26 protein-coding genes are annotated in these 26,590 nt (G+C 66.0%); 10 read left to right on the top strand and 16 right to left on the bottom strand.

Translation table 11 applies throughout. The features are described 5' to 3' along the window. Positions 1-56: 56 nt before the first annotated feature. Both nadA and nadC read right to left on the bottom strand, forming a co-directional pair. Positions 57-1,187: a quinolinate synthase NadA gene (nadA, locus tag C8C96_RS09675; RefSeq protein ID WP_121942174.1), complete on the bottom strand. Its 1,131-nt coding sequence runs from the start codon at positions 1,185-1,187 to the stop codon at positions 57-59. Continuing rightward, positions 1,184-2,035, bottom strand: a complete 852-nt coding sequence (gene nadC / locus C8C96_RS09670) for a carboxylating nicotinate-nucleotide diphosphorylase (protein WP_121942173.1) — start codon at positions 2,033-2,035, stop codon at positions 1,184-1,186. The genes nadA and nadC overlap by 4 nt, the downstream gene beginning before the upstream one ends. Positions 2,036-2,201: 166 nt before the next feature. On the opposite strand from nadC, the gene panB reads away from it, so the two are divergent. Together panB and panC are read left to right on the top strand one after the other, a co-directional pair. Further along, on the top strand, positions 2,202-3,083 hold the full coding sequence (gene panB / locus C8C96_RS09665) for a 3-methyl-2-oxobutanoate hydroxymethyltransferase (protein ID WP_121942172.1): 882 nt from the start codon (positions 2,202-2,204) through the stop codon (positions 3,081-3,083). A gap of 36 nt (positions 3,084-3,119) precedes the next feature. Continuing rightward, positions 3,120-3,959: a pantoate--beta-alanine ligase gene (panC, locus tag C8C96_RS09660; RefSeq protein ID WP_121942171.1), complete on the top strand. Its 840-nt coding sequence runs from the start codon at positions 3,120-3,122 to the stop codon at positions 3,957-3,959. Between the two features lie 70 nt (positions 3,960-4,029). Here the strand turns inward: panC and C8C96_RS09655 are convergent, their stop codons facing one another. After that, complete coding sequence (locus C8C96_RS09655; RefSeq protein ID WP_121942170.1) at positions 4,030-4,752, bottom strand: alpha/beta fold hydrolase; 723 nt, start codon at positions 4,750-4,752, stop codon at positions 4,030-4,032. Positions 4,753-4,913: 161 nt separating this feature from the next. On the opposite strand from C8C96_RS09655, the gene C8C96_RS09650 reads away from it, so the two are divergent. The 3 genes from C8C96_RS09650 (at position 4,914) to C8C96_RS09635 (ending at position 12,367) form a co-directional block, all read left to right on the top strand. After that, positions 4,914-8,411 carry a DUF2126 domain-containing protein gene (locus tag C8C96_RS09650; RefSeq protein ID WP_121942169.1) on the top strand — a complete coding sequence of 1,166 codons (3,498 nt, stop codon included), beginning with the start codon at positions 4,914-4,916 and terminating at the stop codon, positions 8,409-8,411. 161 nt (positions 8,412-8,572) lie between these two features. Then, entirely contained in the window at positions 8,573-11,218 is a 2,646-nt protein-coding gene (locus C8C96_RS09645; protein ID WP_121942168.1) for a circularly permuted type 2 ATP-grasp protein, read from the top strand. A 168-nt stretch (positions 11,219-11,386) separates the two neighbouring features. Further along, positions 11,387-12,367 carry a transglutaminase family protein gene (locus C8C96_RS09635; protein ID WP_121942167.1) on the top strand — a complete coding sequence of 327 codons (981 nt, stop codon included), beginning with the start codon at positions 11,387-11,389 and terminating at the stop codon, positions 12,365-12,367. Here C8C96_RS09635 and C8C96_RS09630 read toward each other — a convergent pair. From C8C96_RS09630 to C8C96_RS25285, 9 genes are all read right to left on the bottom strand, one after another. Beyond that, positions 12,333-13,292 carry an alpha-E domain-containing protein gene (locus C8C96_RS09630; RefSeq protein ID WP_116747811.1) on the bottom strand — a complete coding sequence of 320 codons (960 nt, stop codon included), beginning with the start codon at positions 13,290-13,292 and terminating at the stop codon, positions 12,333-12,335. The two genes, C8C96_RS09635 and C8C96_RS09630, sit on opposite strands and share 35 nt — an antisense overlap. Continuing rightward, the gene (locus C8C96_RS09625; protein ID WP_082522527.1) at positions 13,286-13,441 is read right to left on the bottom strand and encodes an alpha-E domain-containing protein; all 156 of its coding nucleotides are present in this window, start codon (positions 13,439-13,441) and stop codon (positions 13,286-13,288) included. The genes C8C96_RS09630 and C8C96_RS09625 overlap by 7 nt, the downstream gene beginning before the upstream one ends. 2 nt (positions 13,442-13,443) lie before the next feature. Continuing rightward, on the bottom strand, positions 13,444-14,976 hold the full coding sequence (locus C8C96_RS09620; RefSeq protein ID WP_121942166.1) for a circularly permuted type 2 ATP-grasp protein: 1,533 nt from the start codon (positions 14,974-14,976) through the stop codon (positions 13,444-13,446). Positions 14,977-15,068: 92 nt separating this feature from the next. Continuing rightward, a complete protein-coding gene (locus tag C8C96_RS09615) occupies positions 15,069-16,250 on the bottom strand; it encodes a putative zinc-binding metallopeptidase (RefSeq protein WP_121942165.1) in 1,182 nt (393 codons plus the stop codon). A gap of 184 nt (positions 16,251-16,434) precedes the next feature. After that, positions 16,435-16,752 (bottom strand): BON domain-containing protein, encoded by a 318-nt coding sequence (locus C8C96_RS09610; protein WP_056066545.1) that lies wholly within the window; start codon positions 16,750-16,752, stop codon positions 16,435-16,437. A gap of 169 nt (positions 16,753-16,921) precedes the next feature. Beyond that, the gene (locus tag C8C96_RS09605) at positions 16,922-17,314 is read right to left on the bottom strand and encodes a hypothetical protein (protein WP_056065917.1); all 393 of its coding nucleotides are present in this window, start codon (positions 17,312-17,314) and stop codon (positions 16,922-16,924) included. Positions 17,315-17,392: 78 nt separating this feature from the next. Beyond that, on the bottom strand, positions 17,393-17,557 hold the full coding sequence (locus tag C8C96_RS09600) for a DUF1328 domain-containing protein (RefSeq protein ID WP_010463174.1): 165 nt from the start codon (positions 17,555-17,557) through the stop codon (positions 17,393-17,395). A gap of 362 nt (positions 17,558-17,919) precedes the next feature. Further along, entirely contained in the window at positions 17,920-19,326 is a 1,407-nt protein-coding gene (locus C8C96_RS09595) for a CHASE3 domain-containing protein (protein WP_121942164.1), read from the bottom strand. Between the two features lie 4 nt (positions 19,327-19,330). Continuing rightward, on the bottom strand, positions 19,331-19,456 hold the full coding sequence (locus C8C96_RS25285; protein WP_255424896.1) for a hypothetical protein: 126 nt from the start codon (positions 19,454-19,456) through the stop codon (positions 19,331-19,333). On the opposite strand from C8C96_RS25285, the gene C8C96_RS09590 reads away from it, so the two are divergent. Further along, on the top strand, positions 19,449-20,081 hold the full coding sequence (locus C8C96_RS09590) for a response regulator transcription factor (RefSeq protein ID WP_056065924.1): 633 nt from the start codon (positions 19,449-19,451) through the stop codon (positions 20,079-20,081). The two genes, C8C96_RS25285 and C8C96_RS09590, sit on opposite strands and share 8 nt — an antisense overlap. A gap of 125 nt (positions 20,082-20,206) precedes the next feature. Here the strand turns inward: C8C96_RS09590 and C8C96_RS09585 are convergent, their stop codons facing one another. From C8C96_RS09585 to gpmA, 4 genes are all read right to left on the bottom strand, one after another. Then, positions 20,207-20,644, bottom strand: coding sequence for a response regulator (locus C8C96_RS09585; RefSeq protein WP_099732203.1), 438 nt, complete (start codon positions 20,642-20,644; stop codon positions 20,207-20,209). Positions 20,645-20,756: 112 nt separating this feature from the next. Next, positions 20,757-21,506, bottom strand: coding sequence for a HesA/MoeB/ThiF family protein (locus C8C96_RS09580; protein ID WP_121943950.1), 750 nt, complete (start codon positions 21,504-21,506; stop codon positions 20,757-20,759). A 105-nt stretch (positions 21,507-21,611) separates the two neighbouring features. Then, positions 21,612-23,048, bottom strand: a complete 1,437-nt coding sequence (locus C8C96_RS09575) for a S41 family peptidase (protein ID WP_121942163.1) — start codon at positions 23,046-23,048, stop codon at positions 21,612-21,614. A 122-nt stretch (positions 23,049-23,170) separates the two neighbouring features. Further along, positions 23,171-23,914: a 2,3-diphosphoglycerate-dependent phosphoglycerate mutase gene (gpmA, locus tag C8C96_RS09570; RefSeq protein ID WP_015015479.1), complete on the bottom strand. Its 744-nt coding sequence runs from the start codon at positions 23,912-23,914 to the stop codon at positions 23,171-23,173. 87 nt (positions 23,915-24,001) lie between these two features. On the opposite strand from gpmA, the gene C8C96_RS09565 reads away from it, so the two are divergent. The 4 genes from C8C96_RS09565 (at position 24,002) to C8C96_RS09550 (ending at position 26,381) form a co-directional block, all read left to right on the top strand. Then, positions 24,002-24,409, top strand: coding sequence for a rhodanese-like domain-containing protein (locus C8C96_RS09565; protein ID WP_121942162.1), 408 nt, complete (start codon positions 24,002-24,004; stop codon positions 24,407-24,409). Positions 24,410-24,487: 78 nt separating this feature from the next. Beyond that, entirely contained in the window at positions 24,488-24,745 is a 258-nt protein-coding gene (gene grxC / locus C8C96_RS09560; RefSeq protein WP_015015481.1) for a glutaredoxin 3, read from the top strand. A gap of 108 nt (positions 24,746-24,853) precedes the next feature. Continuing rightward, positions 24,854-25,312 carry a protein-export chaperone SecB gene (gene secB, locus C8C96_RS09555; RefSeq protein WP_056746795.1) on the top strand — a complete coding sequence of 153 codons (459 nt, stop codon included), beginning with the start codon at positions 24,854-24,856 and terminating at the stop codon, positions 25,310-25,312. Positions 25,313-25,364: 52 nt separating this feature from the next. Further along, the gene (locus tag C8C96_RS09550; RefSeq protein ID WP_121942161.1) at positions 25,365-26,381 is read left to right on the top strand and encodes an NAD(P)H-dependent glycerol-3-phosphate dehydrogenase; all 1,017 of its coding nucleotides are present in this window, start codon (positions 25,365-25,367) and stop codon (positions 26,379-26,381) included. The last annotated feature ends 209 nt before the right edge of the window (positions 26,382-26,590 follow it).

Below are 26,590 nucleotides of genomic sequence, written 5' to 3'. Positions count from 1 at the left end.
GGATCATGCGCCTGTAGCTATCAAAACATGAGCAAACTTCAACGCGTCGTGCGCACTCAGGCAGCGCCCAGGTGGGGCAACAGTGCGCCGGTGGGCTGACCGTTCCTGAGCGCCGCCGTGAAGGCCAGCATGCGGTCAATCGGCTGACGCGCACGCGGAATCAGTGCGGGGTCCACGTGAACAGCGTTCGCACCGGTCTCCAGCACCCGGGCCACATCGGCCAGGCCGTTCATCGCCATCCAGGGGCAGTGCGCGCAGCTCTTGCAGGTGGCGCTGTTGCCCGCCGTGGGCGCTTCGTAGAAGGTCTTGCCAGGGTTGAGCGTGCGCAGCTTGTGCATCATGCCGTTGTCGGTGGCCACGATGAATTCGGTGGCGTCCATCTCGCGCGCGGCCTTGAGGATGGCGCTGGTGGAGCCCACGGCGTCGGCCAGGGCCACCACGTCGGCGGGGCTCTCGGGGTGGACCAGCACCTTGGCATGCGGGTGCTGCTGCTTGAGCAGCTCCAGCTCCAGCGCCTTGAACTCGTCGTGCACGATGCAGGCACCGTTCCAGAACACCATGTCGGCGCCCGTCTCACGCTGGATGTAGGCGCCCAGGTGGCGGTCGGGCGCCCACAGGATCTTCTGGCCTGCGGCCTTGAGGGCGCTCACGATGTCGAGCGCGCAGCTCGATGTGACGAGCCAGTCCGCGCGCGCCTTCACGGCCGCGCTGGTGTTGGCGTAGACGACCACAGTGCGGTCGGGGTGCTGGTCGCAGAACGCGCTGAATTCGTCGATGGGGCAGCCCAGGTCCAGCGAGCAGGTGGCGTCCAGGTCGGGCATGAGCACGGTCTTTTCCGGGCTCAGGATCTTGGCCGTCTCGCCCATGAAGCGCACGCCGCTCACCACCAGGGTCTGCGCCGCGTGGTCCCGGCCAAAGCGGGCCATCTCCAGCGAGTCGCTCACCAGGCCGCCGGTTTCCTCGGCCAGGTCCTGCAGGTCCGGGTGCACGTAGTAGTGCGAGACCATCACCGCGTTCTTTTCCTTGAGCAGGCGCCGGATCTTGTCCTTGAGCGCGACACGCTCAGCCTGCGAAGGTTCGGGCGGCACACGCGCCCAGGCGTGTTTGGTGGAGCAGACGGCGCCTTCCTCGGTATCGAGCGGCTGCTCGTACTCCACATCGATGCGGTTCAGTACAGCGGTGGTCATGACAGCTCCTGCAGGCGCATCGAAAAGTCCGTGGCCTTCACGTCCTTGGTCAGCGTGCCGATGGAGATGCGGTCCACGCCGGTCTCGGCCAGTTCGCGCAGGCCGTCGAGCGTGACGCCGCCCGAGATTTCCAGAATCGCCCGGCCCGCGTTGATGCGCACGGCCTCGCGCAGCATGGTCAGGGGCATGTTGTCCAGCAGCACCATCTTGGCGCCCACATTCAGCGCCTCGGCCAGTTGCTCCAGGGTTTCGACTTCGATCTCGATGAACTTTGCCTGAGACGCCACCCGCTCGGCAGCGCGCAGCACGGCGGTCACGCCTCCCGCAGCAGCAATGTGGTTCTCTTTGATCAGCACCGCATCGTGCAGGCCAATGCGGTGGTTAGTGCCGCCCCCCACGCGCACGGCATATTTCTGCGCCAGGCGCAGGCCGGGAATGGTCTTGCGCGTGTCCACGATGTGGGCGCGGGTGCCAGCCACCACATCCACATAGGTACGGGTTTTGGTAGCCACCGCCGACAGCAGTTGCAGAAAGTTGAGTGCCGTGCGCTCGGCGCTGAGCAGCGCGCGGGCATTGCCTTCAAGCTCCAGCACCACCTGGTCGGGGGCGCAGCGCTGGCCCTCGGCCACATGCCAGGTGATCTGCACCGTGGGGTCGAGGGCGCGCAGCGCGGCCTCGGCCCAGGGGGCGCCGCAGATGACGGCGGCTTCGCGCGCCAGGATGCGCGCGCGGGCGCGGCGGGCGGGGTCGATCAGGCCGGCGGTGAGGTCGCCGGTGCCCACGTCTTCGGCCAGGGCGCGCGCCACATCGGCCTGGGCCAGGGCCTTCACTTCTTCGTTGTCTCTCATGGTGCTTTTCGCGGGGGGTAACGCTGCTGTCATGGGCCGCGAGCATACCGGGAACGCAAAGGCCACTGCGCAGACACGGGCCGCTGGCCTGGGGGCCGGAAACCAATAAGTACACCCAGTATTGGTCGCATAGACTCGCGGCAATTTTTTGGCTCCCCCGCGCAACATGACCGCCACCAGCCCTGTTTCCGCCACGCCCTACGGCACGCTGCCGCCCGCATCGTCCCTGCCCCAGCGCCGCCCCGTGAGCCTGCCGCGCCTGGCGCAGATGCGCGCGGCGGGCGAGAAGATCACCATGCTCACCGCCTACGACGCCACCTTTGCGGCCGTGGCCGATGCGGCGGGGGTGGAATGTATTCTGGTGGGCGACTCGCTGGGCATGGTGTGCCAGGGCTTGCCCAGCACGGTGGGCGTGACGCTGGACACCATGGCCTACCACACGGCCAGCGTGGCGCGGGGCCTGCACCGCGTGCAGGGCACGGCCTGGCTGGTGGCCGACCTGCCCTATGGCACCTACGCCGAAAGCCGCGAACAAGCGCTGCGCAGCGCCTGCGTGCTGATGCAGGCGGGTGCACACATGGTCAAGCTCGAAGGTGGCGGCTGGACGGCGGCCACGGTCGAATTCCTGGTGCAGCGCGGCGTGCCGGTGTGCGCCCACCTGGGCCTGACGCCGCAAACGGTGCACGCGCTGGGCGGCTACCGCGTGCAGGGCAAAACCGACGACACGGCCCGCACGCTGCGCAAAGAGGCGCATGAGCTGCAGGACGCAGGCGCCGCCATGCTGGTGCTGGAGATGGTGCCCGCCGCGCTGGCCGCCGACATCACGGCCGAGCTGCCGCACTGCCACACCATCGGCATCGGCGCGGGCAACGGCACGGCCGGCCAGGTGCTGGTGTTGCACGACATGCTGGGCATGAACCTCGGGAAGATGCCGAAGTTCGTCCACAACTTCATGCAGGACGCGGGCAGCGTGCGCGGCGCCATGGAAGCGTATGTGCAGGCCGTGAAGCAAGGGCGCTTCCCGGACAACGCTGTGCACACCTGGTGAGCCCTTTTCCTCTCTCCTTCTGACCCCTCCGACCCCATGCTGATTGCCCGCTCCGTTGCCGACCTGCGCCAGGCCCTGACCCCCTACCGCCGCCCCGCCTTTGTGCCCACCATGGGCAACCTGCATGAGGGGCATATCGCCCTGGTGCGCCAGGCCAAGCCCCTGGGCGATGTGACCGTGGCCAGCATCTTTGTGAACCGCCTGCAGTTTCTGCCGCACGAGGACTTTGACAGCTACCCCCGCACCTGGGAGGCCGACTGCGCCCAGTTGCAGGCCGCCGGTTGCGATGTGCTGTTTGCGCCGCGCGAGGCGGACCTGTACCCCGAGCCCCAGACCTTCAAGGTGCACCCCGACCCGCAGCTCGCCGACATGCTCGAAGGCCACTTCCGCCCCGGCTTTTTTGTGGGCGTGAGCACGGTGGTGATGAAGCTGTTTGCCTGCGTGCTGGGCGCCACCGGTGGCGTTGCCGTGTTTGGCAAGAAGGACTACCAGCAGCTCATGGTGATCCGCCACATGGTGCGGCAGTTTGCGCTGCCCATCGACATCGTGGCGGGCGAGACCTGCCGCGCGGCCGACGGCCTGGCGCTGAGTTCGCGCAATGGCTACCTCAGCCTGGAAGAACGCCAGGAGGCCGTGGCCCTGTCGCAGGCCCTGAAGCGGCTGGCGCAGCAGTGGCTGGACGCCAGCGACCGCAGCGCGCTGGAGGCCCAGGCGCAAGATGCCTTGCGCGCGCGGGGCTGGGCGCCCGACTACCTCACCGTGCGTCGCCGTGCCGACCTGCTGCCCGCCACGGCCGACGATGCCGCAGGCACGCTGGTGGCGCTGGGTGCTGCACGGCTGGGCAGCACGCGGCTGATTGACAACCTGGAGTTCTGATTAGCTACTATTTTCATAGCTGCCCAGGCAAATTCCACTAGCGCTTGCAGCCAAAAACTCTTCAATTTATTCAAATCCACCCGTTGCGGGCCAGCCACTGCACCAGCAGGCGGGTCACCACCTCGGGCTGCTCCATGGTCAGCATGTGGCCGCTGTCGGGCAGCAGGTGGTGTTCGGCGCCGGGCACCAGCGCCACGATCTCCGCAGAACATTCGGGCGGCGTGAGCTGGTCGGCCGCGCCACACACCACCAGCACGGGGCAGGCCACCTGGGGCAGATGCACCCGCGCATCGGGCCGATGGATCACGGCGCGGTTCTGGCGCACCAGGTGGTCGGGGCCCGCATCCAGCACAAAGTCCAGGTAGGCCTGCACCAGGTCCACCTTGGCGGCGTTCACGGGGTGGAAGGCCAGGGCCACGTTGGGCTCGATGACCTCGCGCATGCGGCCCTGTTCAAACAGCTCGATGGCGCCTTCTCGCAGGGCGCGCATGTCGGGCGTTTCGGGCCGCGCGGTGGTGCCCAGCAGCGCCAGCCCTACCACACGCTGCGGCGTCTGGCGCGCGGCCTCCATGGCGATCATCCCGCCCATCGACGCACCGGCCAGCACCAGTGGCCCCGCGTGTTGTGCCAGCAGGCGTGCGGCAAAGTCTTCGATGCGGTGCAGGTTCACATCCTGGTGGGCGGTGGCGACCTCGGGGCGCAGCGCGGCGGGCAGCAGCGGCAGCACGCCGCGCCACATGCGTTCGTCGGCGGCCAGGCCGGGCAGGAGCACAAGTTGGGGGAAGTGGGACATGGGTGAAAAGAGGCATCACCAAGTTGGTGCGCGATAAGCCAAAGAGAGACAACCCCAGCAGCGGGGCACGGACCGCACATTGTGAACAGCCGATGACCGCTTGTCACCGCCCCCGGAATAGTTGCCCGCGATGGCTCGGGACTTGCTAGCATGGCCTGCATATGCCCATCCACGCCGCGCTCCACCACGTCACGCATTACCAATACGACCGGCTGGTAGGCCTCGGGCCACAGACCATCCGATTGCGGCCCGCGCCCCACTGCCGCAGCAACGTCATTTCGTATTCGCTCAAGGTCGAGCCTGCGCAGCACTTCATCAACTGGCAGCAGGACCCGTTTGCCAACTACCAGGCGCGGCTGGTCTTCCCCGAGAAGACGCGCGAGTTCAAGGTCACGGTGGACCTGGTGGTGGAGATGGCGGTCTACAACCCCTTCGACTTCTTCCTGGAGCCCGAGGCCGAGAACATCCCTTTCAAGTACAGCAGCGATGTGCAGCAGGAGCTGGCGCCCTACCTGGCCACCGACCCGATGACACCGCTGGTGCAGGCCTATCTGGACAAGGTGGACCGCAGCAAGCAGCGCACCATCGATTTCCTGGTCAAGCTCAACCAGCAGGTATCGCAAGACATCCGCTACCTCATCCGCCTGGAGCCCGGCGTGCAGACACCCGAGGAAACGCTGCAAAAGGCCAGCGGCTCGTGCCGCGACTCGGGCTGGCTGCTGGTGCAGCTGCTGCGCCACCTGGGGCTGGCGGCGCGGTTTGTGTCGGGCTACCTGATCCAGCTCACCCCCGATGTGAAGGCGCTCGATGGCCCCAGCGGCACCGACCACGACTTCACCGACCTGCACGCCTGGTGCGAGGTCTACCTGCCCGGCGCAGGCTGGATCGGCCTGGATGCCACCAGCGGCCTGATGGCGGGCGAGGGCCATATCCCGCTGGCCTGCACACCCCAGCCCTCGGGCGCCGCGCCGATTGAAGGCGGCGTGGACAAAGCCGAGGTGGAGTTCAGCCATGAGATGCACGTCACGCGCATCTACGAATCGCCCCGCGTGACCAAGCCCTACACCGAAGACCAGTGGCAGGCCGTGCTGGCCCTGGGCGAGCAGGTGGACGCCGACCTGGTGGCGGGCGATGTGCGCCTGACCATGGGCGGCGAGCCTACCTTTGTGGCCGTGGGCGACCGCGACGCGCCGGAGTGGAACACCGACGCGCTGGGCCCCACCAAACGCGGCTTTGCCACCGAACTCACGCACAAGCTGCGTGCCGAATATGGACAGGGCGGCTTTCTGCACTTTGGCCAGGGCAAGTGGTACCCGGGCGAGCAATTGCCGCGCTGGGCGCTGTCGATCTGCTGGCGCGCCGACGGCCAGCCCGCGTGGCAGAACCCCGCGCTGTTTGCCGACGAGCGCAACCCCTCGCACTACACCAGCGCCGACGCCGAGCGTTTTGTGCGCCACCTCACGCGCAAGCTGGGCGTGACGGACCGCTACATCCAGCCCGGTTATGAAGACACCTTCTACTACCTGTGGCGCGAGCGGCGCCTGCCGGTCAACGTGGACCCGTTTGACGCGCGCCTGGACGATGAGCTGGAGCGCGCGCGCCTGCGCCGCGTGTTCGAGCAAAAACTCGACAGCGTGGTGGGCTATGTGCTGCCGCTGCAGGCAGGCGAAGGCGCTGGCACGCTGGCGGGCAGCGTGTGGAGTACCGGGCCGTGGTTCTTCCGCGACGACCGCATGCTGCTCATCCCCGGCGATTCGCCCATGGGCTACCGCCTGCCGCTGGACGCCCTGCCCTGGGTGAAGGCATCAGACACCGAGCACCTGATCCCGCAAGACCCGACCGCGCCCCAGAGCCCGCTGGCCGCTGCCACCACGCTGCGGGCGCGGTATTCCGTGCCATCCGGCCCGGTCACTGGCGACCGCGACCTGCCCTACCTGGCCGGCGCCACCGCGCCGGGCGAGGCACGGCGCGTAACGCAGAGCACTGCGGGTGGTGATAACGCGCGCCTGTCCGGTCAGCCCGACCCGCATGCGGGCGTGCAGCCCCCGGGCAAGTTCCAGTCAGCCGCAGGCCTGTCGCGCACGGCGCTGTGCGTGGAAGTGCGCGACCCGCGCCGCGCCAGCGGCCCCAAGGCCGAGAAGGTGGGCGAGAAATACGGCGTGCTCTATGTCTTCATGCCGCCGCTGTCGCGCCTCCATGATTACCTGGACCTGCTGGCCGCCATCGAAGCCACGGCCGAAGAGCTGGGCATGAAGATCGTGCTGGAAGGCTACCCGCCCCCGCGCGACGCACGCCTGAAGGTGCTGGCAGTCACGCCCGACCCGGGCGTGATCGAGGTGAACATACACCCCGCCAGCCATTGGAAGGAGCTGGTGCAGCACACCGAGTTTCTGTACCAGGCCGCGTGGGAGACGCGCCTGTCGGCCGAGAAGTTCATGACCGATGGCCGCCACACCGGCACCGGTGGCGGCAACCACTTTGTGATGGGCGGCGCCACACCGGCCGACTCGCCCTTCTTGCGCAAGCCCGAACTGCTGGCCAGCCTGCTGCTGTACTGGCACAACCACCCCAGCCTGAGCTACCTGTTCAGCGGCCTGTTCATCGGCCCCACCAGCCAGTCGCCGCGCGTGGACGAGGCGCGCAACGACCAGCTGTATGAGCTGGAGATTGCACTGCGCGAGATCGAGGCCAACCGCGCAACCTATGGCCAGGACATGCCGCCCTGGCTGGTGGACCGCACGCTGCGCAACATCCTGGTGGACGTGACGGGCAACACCCACCGCAGCGAATTCAGCATCGACAAGATGTTCTCGCCCGACAGCAGCACCGGCCGCCTAGGCCTGCTGGAGCTGCGCGCGTTCGAGATGCCGCCCCACGCCCACATGAGCGTGGTGCAGCAGCTGCTGCTGCGCGCCCTGATCGCCCGCTTCTGGAAAACACCCTACCGCGCGCCCGCCGCCCGCTGGGGCACCGAGCTGCACGACCGCTGGATGCTGCCCACGTTCATCCAGCAGGACATGCACGACGTCGTGGCCGAGATGAACGCCGCAGGCTACGCGTTTGACGCGGCCTGGTTTGCACCGCAGTTTGAGTTCCGCTTCCCCATGGTCGGCACGGTGAAATCGATGGGCGTGGAGCTGACCCTGCGCAACGCGCTGGAGCCCTGGCATGTGATGGGCGAGGAAGGCTCCGCCGGGGGCACCGTGCGCTATGTGGATTCGTCGCTGGAGCGCATCGAGGTGCGCGTGACGGGCATGAACGAAAGCCGCCATGTGGTCACAGTCAACGGCCAGCCGCTGCCGCTGCAAAGCACCGGCACGACTGGCGAGTTTGTGGCCGGTGTGCGCTACAAGGCCTGGAACCCGCCCTCGGCCCTGCACCCAACCATTGGCGCCCATGCGCCGCTCACGTTCGACATCGTGGACACCTGGATGAACCGCTCGCTCGGCGGCTGCCAGTACCACGTGGCGCACCCGGGCGGGCGCAACTACGACACCTTCCCGGTCAACGCCTATGAGGCCGAAAGCCGCCGACTGGCGCGGTTCTCGCGCATGGGCCACACGCCGGGCAAGCTGGCGGTGCCGCCTGCGACCATTGAACTGCCGGGCAGCCGGGAGTTTCCGTTCACGCTGGATCTGCGGCGCAAGATGCGGAGGTAGAGAAGCCCCCCTGAGTCGCCTGCGGCGCAATCCCCCCAGGGGGACGACGCCCTTGCTGCGGGGCGGCCCTTGCTTGGCGTCTCTGGCATCGGCCCCGCCAGTTTCGACGGTGCGGGTTACCCGCAGAGTGTTGTCGACCAAATGCCCGAAAATCGAGCGCAGTGAACCACCTCAACGACAGCCTCCCCACCCCCGACCCTTCTGACAGCGCAGCCCAGTTGGCGGCTGCACTGGCGCCTGCTGCGGCGGCCGGGCATTTTGACGAGCTGCGGGGTGCCAGCGTGGCGGACGCCCCCGGCGCTGCCACTGCATCAGCCACTCCCAAATCAATAGCAAACAAGCTAGATATCACTAGCGCCTGGGGCCAATTCTTTGATCAATTGGGGCCCGAGGGCTTCCAGGACCTGGACCGGCGCATGCAGAGCCTGCAGCGGCAGGTGCGCGACAACGGCATCACCTACAACGTCTATGCCGACGCCGACGGCCCGCAGCGGCCCTGGTCGGTGGACCTGTTTCCGCTGATCCTCTCGCAGGGCGACTGGACGCACATCGAGCGCGGCGTGTTGCAGCGCGCGCGCCTGCTCGACCGCGTGATGGCCGACGTGTATGGCCCGCAGGAGCTGCTGCGCAAAGGCCTGCTGCCCAGCGCGCTGGTGCAGGGCCACCCGGGCTACCTGCGCGCCATGCATGGCGTGCAGCCCGTGGGCGGCACACATTTGCACATCGCGGCGTTCGACATGGCGCGCGACGCGCAGGGCGACTGGTGGGTGGTGACGCAGCGCACGCAGGCGCCCTCAGGCCTAGGATATTTGCTGGAGAACCGGCTGCTCATCTCGCGCCTGTTCCCCGAGGCGTTCAGCCAGATGCATGTGCAGCGCCTGGCCGCCACCTACCGCGCACTGCTCGACGGGCTGCGGCAGATGAGCCCGGCGGGGGCGGATGCGCGCATCGTGCTGCTCACGCCCGGCCCGTACAACGAGACCTATTTTGAGCACGCGTACCTGGCGCGCTACCTGGGTCTGACGCTGGTGGAGGGCAACGACCTCACGGTGCGCGACGCGCGCCTGTACCTCAAGACGCTGCATGGCCTGCAGCCGGTGCACGGCATCCTCAAGCGCCTGGACGACGAGTTTCTGGACCCACTGGAGCTGCGCAGCGACTCGCGCCTGGGCGTGCCTGGCCTGCTGCAGGCCATCCGCGCGGGCAACGTGCTGGTGGCCAATGCGCCGGGCTCGGCGTTCCTCGAATCGTCGGCGCTGCTGGGCTTCATGCCCGCGCTGTCGCGCCACCTGCTGGGCGAAGAGCTGGCCCTGCCGTCGCTGCCCACCTGGTGGTGTGGCGAGCGCTCGGCCATGCAGGCGGTGCTGCCGCAGCTCGCGCACAGCGTGATCCGCCCCACCTGGCCCATGGCGCAGCGCGTGCCCGTGCTGGGCGGTGCGCTGTCGGCGCAAGACCTGGCGCAGTGGTCCGCACGCATCGAGGCCCAGGGCGACGAATACACCGTGCAGGCCCACCTGCCGCTGTCGCAAATGCCTACCTGGCGCAGTGACGCCGCAGAGGGCGCGGGCCAGGACGGTGGCCCCATCGCCCCCCGCTCGGTGATGCTGCGCGTGTTTGCGGTGTGCGACGGCCCCGGCTCGTGGCGCGTGCTGCCGGGCGGGCTGGCCCGCCTGGCCCAGGGCGACAGCGGCATCACGTCGATGCAGCGCGGCGGCAGCAGCGCTGATGTGTGGGTGCAGACCGATGGCCCCGTGGACACCACCACGCTGCTGGCCCACAACCAGGCCGCGCCCGCCGTGGTGCACCGCAGCCGCCAGGTGACCAGCCGCGCGGCCGAAAACCTGTTCTGGCTGGGCCGCTACACCGAGCGCACCGAGAACGTCACGCGCCTGGCGCGCATCACGCTGCAATGCCTCAATGGCGAGGACCAGACCTCGCAGCCGCTGCTGACCTGGCTGAGCGCCATGGGCGTGAGCCAGGGGCTGGTGCTGCCGACCGTGCCTGCGGCCGGGCAGGCACGGCGCGTGTTCGAGCGCTCGCTGATCGCCGGGCTGACGCAGCCCGCGCAGGTGACCAGCGTGGGCTACAACCTGCGCGGCATCCTGGGTGCGGCCTCGGCCGTGCGCGACCGTTTGTCGCAGGAACACTGGAACCTCATCGTGCGCGCCGAGGCGGAGTTTTTTGCGCCCCGCACGGGGGCCGAAGACGACGGCGACTATTCGCCGCTGGACGCGCTGCGCCAGCTGGAAGGGCTGAGCGGCCACACCGCCGCCATGACGGGCCAGCAGACCGACCGCATGACCCGCGACGACGGCTGGCGCCTGCTGTCCATCGGGCGCCACCTGGAGCGCCTGGGCTTTCTGGCCTCGGCGCTGGAAAGCGGCCTGCAGACCGGCGCCGTGCACGATGAGGGCGGCTTCGAGGCCATGGTGGCGCTGTTTGACAGCACCATCACCTTCCACGCGCAGTACCAGCAGCGGCGCGACATGCCCGCCCTGCTGGACCTGCTGGTGATCGACCGCGACAACCCCCGCTCGCTGGCCTGGGTCGCACAGACGCTGCGCGGGCGCATTGCCAAGATCGAAGTGGCCGCGGGCACTCCCGGCGAATCCGCCGCCACGGGCATCCCTGAGGCGTCCGACCTGTCGCTGGTGGCCCTGTGCGCACAGGACTCCGAGGGGCGCCATGCCGCGCTGGAGGATTATCTGGGCCGGTGTGTGCGGGGCGTGATGGGCTTGTCGGATGTGCTGGCCACGCGCTACTTCACCCACTCCATCGATGCGTTGCGGCACAGCGTAGGAGCTTGATATGGGACATCCCCCTGAGGCGCTGCGCGCCTTCCCCCCGCTCTCGCATCGCTGCGCGATGCGGGCAGGGGAACGCAGCCTTTGCCGCGGGGCGGCCCTTGCTCGGCCGCCCTCGCCTCGGGCGTGCCAGTTTCGCACCCTGCGTCCGACTTCAAGGCCTGGATTTTTATGAAGCTGCGCGTCATCCACGAAACGGTGTACCACTACAGCCCGGCGGTGCAAAACGCCCAGCACATGGCCCATCTGCGCCCGCGCACCGGCGTGGTGCAGCGTGTGCTGACCCACAGCCTGCAGGTGGACCCCGCCCCAACACAGTGCAACATGGTGCAGGACGTGTTTGGCAACACCCGCGCGTTCTTCAGCCTGCCGTTCACCCACGAGCAACTGCGGGTGCGCGCCGAAAGCCTGCTGGAGACCCTGCCCGTGTCCGCCGCACCGCCCGGCGAGCCCTGGGAGGCCGTGCGCGAGCGCCTGGGTTATCGGCGCGGCCAGCCCTACCACGCGGCCACCGAGTTCAGCTTTGCCTCGCCCTACATTCCCCGGCATGCCGACTTTGTGGCTTATGCCGCCGAGAGCTTTGCACCCGGCCGACCGCTGATGCAGGCCGCCCGCCACCTGATGTCGCGCATCCATGCCGACTTTGCCTACACATCCAACGCCACCGACGCGGGCACGCCCGCGCTCGAATCGCTGCGGCTGCGCCGGGGCGTGTGCCAGGACTTTGCCCACGTGATGATCGGCTGCCTGCGCAGCCTGGGCCTGGCGGCGCGGTATGTGAGCGGCTATCTGCTGACCGAGCCCCCGCCCGGGCAACCCCGGCTGGTGGGGGCCGATGCCTCGCACGCCTGGGTGTCGGTGTGGTCACCGGCAGCCGAGGAAAGTGATGGCGCATCAGACGACAACACCTGGTTTGACCTGGACCCCACCAACGACCGCGCGGCGGGCGAGGACTATGTGACCCTGGCCATCGGCCGCGATTTTTCGGATGTGTCGCCGCTGCGCGGCGTGATCCACGGCGGCGACCACCATGTGCTGCAGGTGGGCGTGACGGTGGAGCCGGTGCCCGCCGCCACGGCCGCTATGGCCGCTGCGCCAGACGCACCAGATACACCCCTCACACCGCCGCAGGCACCAGAAAGTCCCGGCTGATCCGCGCGCCCAGGTCGTTCACCCGCTCCAGGAACTGGGTGAGGTAAGCATGCAGTCCATGGGTCAGGATTTCATCGATGCGTGCGAACTTCAGGTGCGCCAGCAGCCGCCCCGCGTGCCGCTGGGTCTCGGCCGACTGGCCGCTGCCCAGCATGTCGAGGTTGCCCAGCACCTCTTTCATGCAAGCGTGCAGTGAGCGGGGCATGTCGGCCCGCAGGATCAGCAGTTCGGCCACACGTTCGGGCGTGATCACGTCGCGGTACACCTTGCGGTAGGTCTCGAAGCCCGACACGCTGAGCAGGATGGCGCTCCAGTGGTAGAAGTCGTAGTCTTGGTCCTGCGCCGTGGCCGCGCCCATGAAGTCGCTCTGCACCGCGTGAAACTTCACATCCAGCAGCCGCGCCGTGTTGTCGGCCCGCTCCAGAAAGGTGCCCAGGCGCATGAAGTGCAGCGCCTCGTCCTGCAGCATGGTGCCCACCGTCACACCCCGCGAGAGGTGCGAGCGGAACTTCACCCATTCGAAGAATCGCGCCGGGTCCTGCTCCAGAGCACCGCTGGCGATCAGGCGGTTCACTTCGAGCCAGGTCTGGTTCTGGATCTCCCAGGCCTCGGTGTTGAGCGCACCGCGCACGGCCCGCGCGTTCTCGCGTGCAGCCTGCAGGCAGGCCACGATGGACGACGGGTTGGACGGGTCCTTGACCATGAAGTCGAGCACCTTGGCGGGCGTCACCTCGCCATGCTGGGCGGTGTAGGCGGGCAGCAGCTCGCTGATGGACAGCAGGCCCTGCCAGCCCAGGGTGGCCACCTCGGTCGATTGGGGTAGCAACGCACTCTGGTAGTTGACGTCGAGCATGCGTGCGGTGTTCTCTGCCCTTTCGGTGTAACGGGCCATCCAGAACAAATGATCGGCGGTGCGGCTCAGCATGTGATCTCCTTCTTGGACGAGGGCAGAGAACCCCGAGCGTGTTGCACACGCTTGCGGTATTTTTTCGAAAGCCCCGCTGCGCAGGGCTTTTCTGCCCGTTCGGTGTAACGGGCCATCCAGAACAAATGATCGGCGGTACGGCTCAGCATGGTCATTCCCTCCCTTGGCGTTGTGTTTGCATTGGTGGTGACGGTATGTGTGCTGCAGCGGGCTGATCGCCCAGCACCCAGGTGTCCTTGGTGCCCCCGCCCTGCGACGAATTGACCACCAGCGACCCCTCCTTGAGCGCCACGCGCGTGAGGCCGCCCGCCACCATCTGCACCTTCTGGCCGCTGAGCACAAAGGGCCGCAGGTCGATGTGGCGGGGCGCAATGCCGCTGTCCACATAGGTGGGGCAGCTGGAGAGGCTCAGCGTGGGCTGGGCGATGTAGCCGTCGGGCTTGGCGATGACTGCGGCGCGGAAGGCCTCGATCTCGGCCCGGGTGGCCGCAGGGCCAATCAGCATGCCGTAGCCACCCGCGCCATGCACCTCCTTCACCACCAGTTCATGCAGGTGGTCCAGCACGTACCGCAGGTCGTCCGGCTTGCGGCACATCCAGGTGGGCACGTTCTGCAGGATGGGCTCCTCACCGAGGTAGAAGCGGATCATGTCCGGCACATAGGGGTAGATGGACTTGTCGTCCGCCACGCCTGTGCCCACGGCGTTGCAGATGGCAACATTGCCGGCCCGGTAGGCGGACATGAGCCCCGCACAACCCAGTGTGGAGGTGGGGCGGAAGACATCGGGATCGAGGAAGTCGTCATCGACCCGGCGGTAAATCACGTCCACCCGCTGCAGCCCGCGTGTGGTGCGCATGTACACAAACTGGTCCTTGACCACGAGGTCCTGCCCCTCGACCAGCTCCACGCCCATCTGCTGCGCGAGGAAGGCGTGCTCGAAATAGGCGCTGTTGTACATGCCGGGGGTCAGCACCACCACGGTCGGGTCGGCCGCGCCGGCCGGGGCGCTGGCGCGCAGGGTGTCCAGCAGCAAGTCCGGGTAATGCGCCACCGGTGCCACCTGGTGCTGCGCGAACAGTTCGGGGAACAGCCGCATCATCATCTTGCGGTCTTCGAGCATGTAGCTCACGCCGCTGGGCACGCGCAGGTTGTCTTCCAGCACGTAGTACACGCCCTCGCCTGCCGCATCCGGTGCCCGCACGATGTCGATGCCGCTGATGTGGGAGTAGATATCGAGCGGCACATGAACGCCGACCATCTCCGGCCGGAACTGGGCGTTGCGCAGGATCTGCTCGGCAGGCACGATGCCTGCGCGCAGGATGTCCTGGCCGTGGTACACGTCGTGGATGAAGCGATTGAGCGCCGTGACCCGCTGCACCAGGCCCCGCTGCATGTGCGCCCATTCCTGCTGCGGAATGATGCGGGGGATCAGGTCGAAGGGGATGAGCCGCTCGGTGCCCGCGCCGTCCTCGTCCTTGGCGCCGTAGACGGCGAAGGTGATGCCCACGCGCCGGAAGATGACCTCGGCCTCGGCGCGCCGCGCCTGCATGGATTCGGCACTCTGGCGCGCCAGCCACTGGGCAAACCGCGCATAGTGGGGCCGTACATCACTGCCCGCCCAGCCTGCCGCACCGCCCAGGCCGGCCAGGGGCAGCCGGGTAACCATCTCGTCGAACTTCTGCATGAGAGCCAATCTCCTGCAAGCCCTCAAGCAAGTTCCAGGCCGTTTTCATGCCCGGCCGACAGCTACCGTCAATATTTCGGCCGAATCGCTCTCTAGCGCCGGTCTTTATTGGCTGTTTTGCTATTCTTTTTGATACCTTGATTCGCAGCCGACGAGGGTGGCGGCATGGGTGCCATGGTGGCCACAGGGGCAGGACGTGCGGCCGCTGCACGCACCATGTCGTGCACAAAGCGCAGCTTGGCCAGCACCTCACCCGCCAGCGCGAACGGGTAGGCATCAGGTTGACCCAGGCTGCGCGTAAGGCTGTTGAGCAGCAGCGTCAGCGGCACCAAGTGTTGCACCATGGACTGAAAGTCGGGCGCCGGGCTGGCAAACGGATCGATGGCGCTGCTGCGCTGCGCGCCATAGATACCGGGAATAGTGACCTCGGTGGCATAGCTGGCCGAGGTTTCCAGCAGGTCGATCATGTGCAGGTAATGGGCCCAGGTTTCAGCCCAGTCTTCCCAGGGGTGGGCGGCGGCATAGGCACTCACATGGTGGTTGGCCCAGTCACTGCCCTCGTTGCCCTTGGCGTAGTGCGCCTCCAGCGCCGCTGCGTAGTCCTGGCGCTCGTCACCAAACATCTGTCTGAAGTCGTCCAGCCGCCCGCCGTCGCGCACCAGCTGGTCCCAATAGAAGTGGCCGGACTCATGGCGCAGGTGACCGATCAGAGTGCGGTAGGGCTCACCCAGTGCGATGCGGCGGCGAGCGCGTTCATCGTCGTCCGCCTCGGCCACGTTGAGCGTGATGGTCCCACTGTGGTGGCCCGTCAGCACGGGCGGTCCGCCCGGCACCTCGGCCAAAAACTCGAACACCGGACCGGTACGCCCGGGCGCCGGCTCCAGGCCCAGGCGGGCCAGGCTGTAGAACAGCCGCCGCTTGGCCGCTTCGATCTGCATCCAGCGCCCCATGTTGGCGGGCTCGGACAGGTCGGGCATCACCCGGGTCTGGCGGCACGACACACACAGCTCCGCAAAGTCGTTGGCGGGTATCGCGAAGTTGCAGGCTTGGTGGTCCGTGTGGTTGCGGCACATGCGGTACAGGCGCCCGCTGTAGTGCGCACTGCCCTGCCCCCCTTGGCGGCGCCACAGGTCGGCACCGTCCTGCGGTGCAGGGGCCAGGGCAGCCATGGTCAGCACATCGGGCAAGAAGGCCAGCGCACTGCCGCAATGCAGGCACTGCACGCTATCGAAAAACACCAGATGACCGCAATGGTCGCAATTGAATACCCGCATGGTGTGGAGCTTATACCCCGTGGACCGGAGCAGTGAGGAGGAACAACGCACGGCCCCCCTTTTGCAGCGCCAAGGTGGGCCCATGAAAAAAGCAGGCCCCGGGACATGCCCGGAGCCTGCTTCAGGATCGAAGCCACTGCGCCAGGGGCGTGGGGCCCCGGGTGCAGGGCGTCAGCCCTACCGGTCAGGGCCGCACAACGATGCTGTTGCGCACTTCGCGCACATGCTTGGTGTTGCGCGCAATGTTTTCGGCCTGGTTCTTTTCAGCCTGCGACTTGGCAAAGCCCGACAGCTGCACCGTGCCATTGAGCGTTTCCACGCTGATGGAGGTGGCAGACACGTTCTTGTCTTCGGCCATCTTGGCCTTCACGGCGGTGGTGATGCCGGCGTCATCCACATAGGAGCCAACTGTTTGCTGTTCGCGGGCCACCGAGCAACCGGTGGCTGTGACGATGGTGATACCGGCAACTGCGGCAAAAGCGAGGGCACGTGCGTATTTCATGGTTTTTTCCTTGTTCAAGAATGGTTGGGAACGCGGGTGCTGGGACATGTTCAGTCCACCGGTCTGTTGCACCCTCCGCGACCGGAGGACTGTGGGAAAAGGACAGCGCTGGCGCATAGCCAGGCGCTGCGGGCAAGGCACCGGCGTGCAAACACCGGCGTGCTAGCCCTCAGTATGCATTGCGCCGGCGGGACATCCACATCGCCACGGTGGCCAGCAAAGCCCCCGATGCGGCGGCGATGACCAGCGACTTGCCGGGCTGCTCGGCCACATACTTGCCGGTGACTTCGGCTGCCTGCTGGATCTGACGGCGTGCACGCGCGCTGGTCTCGGCGCAGTAGTCAATGCTGCGAGCAGCCAGGTCCTGTGCACGGGCGGCCAGGTCATCAATCGCCGGGTCGGTCTGGCGGCGCAGGGCGCGCACGCTTTCTTCGGCCTTGTCCAGCGACTGGTCGGCGGCAGCCCGAGTGGTCTGCACTGCGTCCTGCGCGCTTTGCAGCACGTCGTCGGCCAGGTTGCGAACACCGTGGGTCACTTTGTCGGTAGCGGTCTGAAGGCTCATGGGGAAACTCCTTGGGGTATGGGGTACAGGGGATGCGGGAGGGGGTGAAGGGCAGCAGTCCAGGCGTTGCGGCCTGACTCACCCCTTTTTCAGGAGCCCCAGCACAAAGGTGACGACAGCCATGATCACGAACACAAAGAACAGAATCTTCGCAATGCCCACGGCACCGGCAGCAATACCGCCAAAACCGAAGAGGGCTGCAATCAGCGCGATCACCAGAAAAACAACTGCGTAGTGCAACATTTCCATCTCCTTATGGGTGGCCGGCTTGCCGGCAGATCGGGTGGCGCCAAAACCTCAACGCCTGGGACCAACTGTAGGTATCTCCCTGTGCCCTGGATGCCGGTGCGCGGCGCGCGCCCATGTCGGCGGCGCAGTGGGGGTCATGTAGGACGGCGCGCACTGGCCTGACCGGACGCACGGTAGCGCGCACAAGCGGCTGCAGCGCAGGCACGCCACAACGGGACGATGGCTCCGGGCAGCATGGCGTGCCCACAGCCCACAGCCCACAGCCCGCAGCCCGCAGATGTCGCACGTGGGCCTGCATGCGCTGCGCCACGCAATGCAGGGAATGAGGGAGATGCAGGAAGAGGGCGGCGTATGCCTCAGGCATCGTGTGCAGCGGCGTTGCGGCGCGGCTCCGACGAGGTGCGCGGCAGCGGCAACACGGCCGACAACAAGGTGCCATTGCCAGGCCGCGAAGTGAGCGTGAGACGCCCGCCCGCTGCCTCGACCCGGTGGCGCATGCCAGCCAAGCCGTGCGAGGTGGGGCGCACGGTGCCAGGGTCGAAACCCACACCATCGTCGCGCACCTGCACCGCCACATGCGTGGGGTAGCCGTGCACCGACACCAGCACCTTGCTGGCCTTGGCGTACTTGCCGATGTTGGTCAGCGCCTCTTGCACCATGCGATACACCGTGAGCTGCGCTGCGTCGGGCAGTTGAACGGCCTCCAGACTGGTCTCAACCTCAATGCCTGCGCGCTCGGCGTATTCACGTGTCAGGATCTCCAGTGCGGCCGTAAGCCCCAGGTTCGACAGCGACGACGGCCGCAGGTCTTCGATGATGCGACGCTTGAGCGCAATGCCGCTGTTGAGCGTTTCGGTGAGGTGCTTGAGGCGCTCGGCAATGTCGGGCGCAGTGGCATCGATCTTGGATTTGAGGCGCGCCACATCCAGCTTGGCAGCCGTCAACAGCGCGCCCAGCTCGTCGTGCAGTTCCCGCGCCAGATGGCCCCGTTCTTCTTCGCGCACCTCCTGCAAGTGGTTGGCCAATTCGGACAGCGTGGCCGTGCGGTCGCGCACCAGTCCTTCCAGGCGGTCGCGCTCACGCTCCAGCACCTCTTGCTCGCGCAGGTTGACGGTCTGAACCGCCTGCGTCTGGCGCAGGTACATGTAGAACGCCAGCAGGCCAATGGCAGTGACCGTGGCAATGCCGATGCGCGACAGCATCAGCGACTGCTCGATCTGCTCGCGCCCCTGTTGCAGGCGCTGGTCGCTGCGGGCAATCAGCTCTTGCGCGTGCTGCCGGATCGCCTCCATGTGCTCCTTGCCCACATCCGTGTTCAGAATGAACTTCCATGCGTCTTCGTTGCCCTGGCGGCGCAGGCGCAGGCTCAGCTCCATCTCAGCCAGCTTGCGCGAGATCTGCCGCGACAGCAACGCAAACTCCTGCATGTCCTCGGGCGATGCCATGAACTGGTTGCGCAGGCGATCCAGGTTGGTCTGCACGGTCACTACGGCCTTGTCATACGGTTCCAAGTAGGTCTCGTTGCCCGTGAGCAGATAACCCCGCTGGCCGGTTTCCGCATCCAGCATGCTTTGCAGCAGCTTGTTCACATCGGCCCGCGTGGTCAGCCCCTGGGCCAGTTGTTCCACCGCGTCCTGCGAACGCATGTGCCCCGTTTCATTGATGCCCACCAGCACCATGGCCGCCAACAGCGCCATGGGCAGGCTCAAGGCCATCTGTCGGACTTTTGGTAACCAACGCCGGGTGTTTTCTTGGAGATTCATACGCTTATTCTGGATAATGACCCGTTACCTGCCAGGTGCGCCAGCCATGCAACGACATGCCGAGCGCCTGGACTTCAATACACACCGGCAGCACCTTTGCTGCCGCCTCGAAAGAAGCATCAATGATCAAGATTGGCATTGTGGATGACCACGCGATTGTTCGTTCCGGCCTGCGGCAGTTCTTGTCGGAGCACGTCGACTTGCGGGTGGAAGGCGAGGCCGCCAACGGCCGCGAGGCCATCGACCTGGTGCGCAACAAGGAAATCGATGTGCTGCTGATGGACCTGTCGATGCCTGGCCAAAGTGGGCTGGACGCGCTGGCCATGCTGCGCGCGAAGGCGCCCGACATGGGCATCCTGATCCTGAGTGGCTACCCTGAAGAACACTACGCGATCAACCTGATCCGCCAGGGTGCCAGTGGTTACCTGAACAAGGAGTGCGAACCGTCGGAAATCGTGGAGGCCATTCGCACCATTGCTCTGGGCCGCCGCTACCTGACGCCTGCCGTGGCCGAACTGCTGGCACAGCAACTCAACCGCAAGGACGATGCGCCACCGCACGAGCAGCTGTCTGAGCGAGAGTTCCAGGTGTTCCTGAAGCTGGCCAAGGGAGAGACGGCGGGCGATATCGCCAAGTCGTTGTCGTTGAGCGTGAAAACGGTGAGCACGTACCGCACACGCCTGATGGAAAAGATGAGCCTCTCGTCCAACAGCGACCTGACTTACTACGCACTCAAAAATCGCCTGATCGACTGACATCCAGGATCTGGCCAGAGCCCGGCGCTGCCGGGCGTAGGCAAGCCTTGCTTTTGCGTTGAAAAAGAAGGGAAAAGAAGCACCCCGACTGCCGCATGCACCCACGCACGCGGCGGCGGGTTGTGTCACTGGGATGCGCCCGATGATGCGGCAGACACACCGCCGCCGCTACCGGCCTCCAGCCCGTGGGCCGGGCTACTGTGCTGTACGCAGTAGTCGACCAACGCGTCGATCTCGTTGGATTTGTCAAACACGGCATCCACACCCAGCTGCGCACAGCGCATGCGCACATCCGGCGTGGCGTAATTGCTAAGCACCACCATTTTTTGGCCTGGCCGCCGCGTGCGGCAGGCAGCCAGCACACCCAATCCGCTGCCCTGGCGCAAGAACAGATCCACGATGGCCAAGTCCCATTCCTCAGGGTGCGAGGACAGCCAGTTCGTACCGTCGTCTTCGGTTTCTGCCACGCCCACCGCTTCTACAGACGCCAACTCCTCCAGAGTTCCGATCAGGTTCTCGCGGATGGTCGCGTTGTCTTCAACAATGTAGGTGCGCAGTTTCACGGGCGGGTCCATGTGTACGAACAGTGCGGGTCACGCTGTCCTAGCCTTGAATTTAAGGCTTCCATGCGCCGGATTCTGCCAGCCACAACACGCTGGCCATGTAGGAAAAATCCTACCGCGCAACACACACCTGGCAATGGGCGTGGCGCTGAACGCGCATGGTGCTCCACTCCATGGCCCGGCCATCGAGTATCAGCAGCCGACCCGCCAGCGACTGACCCACGCCCGCTATGAGCTTGAGCGCCTCGGCTGCCTGCATCGCACCCACCACACCCACCAGCGGAGCAAATACACCCATCGTGGAGCAGCGGACTTCTTCAAACTCCGCATCCGGCGGGAAGATGCAGGCATAACAAGGCGACTGCGCATCGCGCGGGTCCACCACCGTGATCTGCCCATCGAACTGGATCACAGCCCCCGCCACCAAGGGTTTGTTATGCCGCACACACGCGGCATTGACCGCCTGGCGGGTCGCATAGTTGTCGCTGCAGTCGAGTACCACTGTGGCATCGCGCACCAGACTGTCGAGAGCCGCCGCATCCACCCGGGCCTGCAGTGCGGTGACCTGCACCTCGGGGTTGATGTCGGCCATGGCCTGCGCCGCCGACTGGACCTTGGGACTGCCCACGCGCGCGGTGGTGTGCGCAATCTGGCGCTGCAGGTTGGTCAGGTCCACCACATCGTCATCGACGAGTGTGATGTGGCCCACACCGGCGGACGCCAAGTACAGCGCAGCGGGCGACCCCAACCCGCCAGCGCCGATGATGAGAGCATGGGCTTCCAACACCCGCTCCTGCCCCTCGATGCCCACCTCGTCGAGCAGGATGTGGCGGGAATAGCGCAGGAGCTGGTCATCGGTCATGGGAAGGCGGGCCTGCAGCGGCCAAAAAATCAACGGTGAAACAGGCGGACATGAAAAAGGCTGGATTCCTCGCGAAATCCAGCCCGGGGTCAGAGCGCGAAAGGCTCAATTCTCTTTCTTTTCTTCCTTGCGCTCTGTCAGCGTCTTGCTGACCAGCACAGGGCGACCCTTGAGCTGGTTGAGGGCCTGCACCAGCTGGAAGTCCTTGTCCGAACCGAATTCGGGCACCTTGCGGTCGGCCGCAGGCTTCTTGGCTTCTTCTTCCATGCGCTTGCGGGCTTCCTCACGGGCTTTTTCACGGGCTTCGTCCTTCTTCTCTTCACCCTGGCCGCTGTTCAAGTGCTTGTCCAGATCTGCCTCGCGCATGCGCAAGGCGGCAAAGATGTTGCCCTCTTCCGACTCGTCAATCATCACGTCGGGCACGATACCCTTGGCCTGGATCGACTTGCCACTCGGCGTGTAATAGCGGGCGGTGGTCAGCTTGATGCCTGTGTCAGGCCCCAGCGGACGCACGGTCTGCACCGAGCCCTTGCCGAAGGTCTGGCTGCCCATGATGGTGGCGCGCTTGTGGTCCTGCAGCGCGCCAGCCACGATCTCGCTGGCGGAGGCAGAGCCTTCGTTGACCAGCACCACCAGCGGCACCGCCTTGAGGGACGCGGGAAGGCGTTTGAGCGGATCACCGCCGCCGCGGCGCTGGTAGTAGTCGGGGGCAGCCTTGTAGGTGGCCTTGCTGTCGGCCAGCTGGCCATTGGTGGTGACCACCGTCACGTTCTCGGGCAGGAAAGCCGCAGAAATTGCCACGGCTGCATCCAGCAGGCCGCCGGGGTCGTTGCGCAGGTCCAGCACCAAGCCCTTGAGGTTGGGCTCCTGCTTGTAGACCTCTTCCACCTTGCGCACAAAGTCATCCACCGTGCGCTCCTGGAATTGCGAGAGGCGGATCCAGGCGTAACCGGGCTCGACCACCTTGCCCTTCACGGACTGGGTCTTGATCTCTTCGCGCGTGATGGTGACGGGGAACGTGCGGTTCTCGTCCTTGCGGAAGATGGTGAGGGTGACCTTGGTGCTGGGCTCGCCGCGCATGCGCTTGACGGCGTCATTCAGCGCCAGGCCCTTGACGGCGGTTTCGTCGATCTTGGTGATCAGGTCGTTGGTCTTGAGGCCGGCGCGGAAGGCAGGCGAGCCTTCGATGGGCGACACGATCTTGATCAGGCCGTCTTCCTGCGTGATCTCGATGCCCACGCCCACGAAGCGGCCCGAGGTGCCTTCGCGGAATTCCTTGAAGGACTTCTTGTCGAAGTACTGCGAGTGCGGATCCAGGCTGGAGACCATGCCGGAGATGGCGTCGGTGATGAGCTTCTTGTCATCGACCGGCTCGACGTAATCGGTCTTGACCAGGCCGAACACGGCGGACAGCTGCTGGATTTCTTCGAGCGGCAACGGCGTCATGGCGCCACGCGCCACCGTTTGCAGTGACACCGTGGTGAGCGCACCCGCCACCACGCCTACCGATACCCATCCTGCAATCTTGAGTTTGTGGCCCATACAACACCTTTTACCGCTTCGAAACCAATATACACCTTGGAAGGGCCAATCCCGCCGCAGTTCCGCATGGATGCTCACTTTGGCGGGGATAAGCGGGGTTTTCCCCGCTCTTTACCTGCGATTTACGCTTTGCCCTGCGATGCCACGGCGGCTGCGGCCTTGGCCGCCGCTTCGGCATCGCCCAGATAGTAGTGACGGATGGGCTTGAGGTCGGCGTCGAGCTCGTATACCAGTGGAATCCCGTTGGGAATGTTCAGACCCACGATGTCGGTCTCGGAGATGTTGTCCAGGTACTTCACCAGCGCGCGGATGGAGTTGCCATGCGCAGCCACCACCACCCGCTTGCCCGAGCGAATGGCGGGCGCCATGGCCTCGTTCCAGAACGGCAGCACGCGGGCCACGGTGTCTTTCAGGCACTCGGTCAGGGGCACATTCTCGGCAGCCACCCCAGCGTAGCGGCGGTCACCACGCTCGCTGCGGGGGTCGGTGGCTTCCAGCGCTGGCGGGGGCGTGTCATAGCTGCGGCGCCATACGAGCACCTGCTCGTCGCCATACTGCTTGGCCATGTCGGCCTTGTTCAGGCCCTGCAGGGCGCCGTAGTGGCGCTCGTTCAGGCGCCAGTCCTTGACCACGGGCAGCCAGGTGCAGTCCATTTCGTCCAGCGTGTACCAGAGGGTGTGAATGGCGCGCTTGAGCACGCTGGTGAACGCCAGATCGAACTCGTAGCCCTCGGCCTTGAGCAGCTTGCCGGCCGACATGGCCTGGGAGACACCGGTGGGCGTGAGGTCCACATCGGTCCAGCCGGTAAAGCGGTTTTCAAGGTTCCAGGTGGATTCGCCGTGGCGGATCAGAACGAGCTTGTACATGGTTTCCCCAGGAAAGGCAGGTCAAAAAAATGCTGGCCAAAACCCAGCATTCTAGAATTACGCTGTTCGCCAACCCAAGGAAGCTTCGTGAAATTCATTATTGATAACTGGTATCTGTTCCTCGTTGCACTGGCTTCGGGCAGCATGTTGCTGTGGCCGGTCCTCAAGAACGCCAGTGGCGGTTCGCTGACGCCAGCACGCGCCGTGCAGCTCATCAACCGCGAAAAAGCGGTGGTCATCGACGTGTGCGAAGCCGAGGAATTCGCCACGGGCCACGTGACTGGCGCCAAGAACGTGCCCGTGTCTCAGCTCGAAGAGCGCCTGCCCACCGTGGTCAAGAACAAGGCCCTGCCCGTGGTGCTGGTGTGCGCCAGCGGCGCACGCGCCAACCGCGCCGTCGCCATTGCCAAAAAACTGGGCTACGACAACGCCCAGGCACTCGCTGGTGGCTTGAAGGCCTGGCGCGAAGCCAGCCTGCCTGTGGAAAAAGCCTGATCCGCCCCCAGTTATTCGGTCAGCGCTAGTCTTGCGACTGGTTTTTCAGTCCCACAGGAAGAAAGAGGAAGGTTCGCCATGCAACCCGTGAAGATGTACACCACCGCCGTCTGCCCCTATTGCATCCGGGCCAAGCAGATCCTCAAGTCCAAGGGCGTGGAGCAGATCGAGGAGATCCGCATCGACACCGACCCCGCCGCCCGCAGCCACATGATGGAAATCACCGGCCGCCGCACGGTGCCGCAGATCTACATCGGCGACACCCATGTGGGTGGCCACGACGATCTGGTGGCGCTGGACAGCCGTGGCGAGCTGATGCCCTTGCTCGGCGCCTGACCCCCTGTCTGGGCGCTGCATAATGCAGCCCCATGTGCCCGCTGCGGGAGCTGCTCCCCGGCGGGTTTTGTTTTGCTAGCAATTTCGTAAGAGCAAAGAGACTTCACCATGGCCGACCAAGAAAACCCCGTGTTCCAGATCCAGCGCGTCTACCTCAAGGACCTGTCGCTGGAGCAGCCCAACTCCCCCGCCATCCTGCTCGAACAAGAGCAACCCAGCGTGGACATCCAGCTGGGCGTGGAAGCCACCCCCGTGGCCGAAGGCATCTTTGAAGTGGCTGTGACCGCCACCGTGCAGACCAAGATCAAGGACAAGACTGTCTTCCTGGTCGAAGCCAAGCAAGCCGGCATCTTCGAAATCCGCAACGTGCCCGAAGACCAGATGGGCCCCATCATGGGCATCGCCTGCCCCCAGATCGTGTACCCCTACCTGCGCGGCAATGTGGCCGACGTGATCAACCGCGCTGGCTTCCCGCCCGTGCACCTGGCCGAAATCAACTTCCAGGCCATGTACGAGCAGCAGCAAGCCCAGGCCGCAGGCCAGGCCTCGCCCATCATCACGCAGTAAGCATTCACAGGCATTTATGCCTGTGGTGCTGGCTGAATAAGCGCATACAGCTATGAAAATCATAGTATTGGGCGCTGGAGCCTGGGGGACGGCGGTGGCCATGAGTGCCGCCCTGCACCCCGCAGGCCATGCCGTCACCTTGTGGGCGCGCGATGCCGCCCAGGCGGCCCAGATGCAGACGCGGCGGCACAACGCGCGTTACCTGCCGGGCATCACCCTCCCCCCCGCCCTCACGCTGGCCCATGGCGACTTTGATGCGCTATGGACCGGCGCCGACCTCGTCATCGTGGCCACCCCCATGGCCGCTTTGCGCGGCATGCTGCAGGCCCTGCAAGGCTGCGTCGCGCCCGTGGCCTGGCTGTGCAAGGGTTTTGAAGCCGTGCCTGCGGGGGCCGACTCGGCATCTTTTGGGCTGCTGGCGCATGAGATACAAGCGCAGATAGCTCCTGATTTGATAGCAGGCGTATTCAGCGGCCCCAGCTTTGCGCAGGAGGTGGCGCTGGGCCAGCCCACCGCCCTGGTGGCAGCCAGCCCCCATGTGCAGGTGCGCGATGCGCTGGTCAGCGCCTTCCACAGCCCGAGCGTGCGCGTGTATGCCAACGAAGACATCGTGGGCGTGGAGGTGGGTGGGGCAGTGAAAAACGTGCTGGCCATTGCCACTGGCCTGTGCGACGGGCTGGCGCTGGGGCTGAACGCCCGCGCCGCGCTCATCACGCGCGGCCTGGCCGAGATGACGCGGCTGGGCCTGGCGCTGGGCGCGCGGCCCGACACCTTCATGGGCCTGTCGGGCCTGGGCGACCTGGTGCTGACCGCCACGGGCGACCTGTCGCGCAACCGGCGCGTGGGCATGCTGCTGGCCGAGGGCAAAACCCTGCCGCAGGCCGTCGAGTCGCTGGGCCATGTGGCCGAGGGCGTTTACAGCGCCCGCACCGTGGCGCAGCGGGCGGCCCAGCTGGGGGTGGACATGCCCATCACCCGCGCGGTGGTGGCGCTGCTCGATGGCCAGCTCACCCCGGCCGATGCGGTCGTGACCCTGATGGGGCGAGGGCCTGCCTCCGAACTGATGTGACCCCATAGTGCCCGCGAAAACAAAAGGCCCCTGCGGAATCCACAGGGGCCTTTTGTTTGGCGGCGCCAATGTCATGCGCGCCGGGGGTGGGGTCAAAACACCCCAAACAGCATCAGCAGCAGCACAACCGACAGCGGGACGCCAAGTAGCCAGGCAATGAGAGGCATGGGGATCTCCTTGAAAGGGTGAGAAGTTCAGGTGGTTTCACT

Source organism: Acidovorax sp. 100 (genome assembly GCF_003688355.1).
GTDB classification, from domain to species: Bacteria; Pseudomonadota; Gammaproteobacteria; order Burkholderiales; family Burkholderiaceae_C; genus Acidovorax; species Acidovorax delafieldii.
Note: the sequence above shows the minus strand (reverse complement) of the source record. Positions and strands in the feature narration are given on the sequence as shown.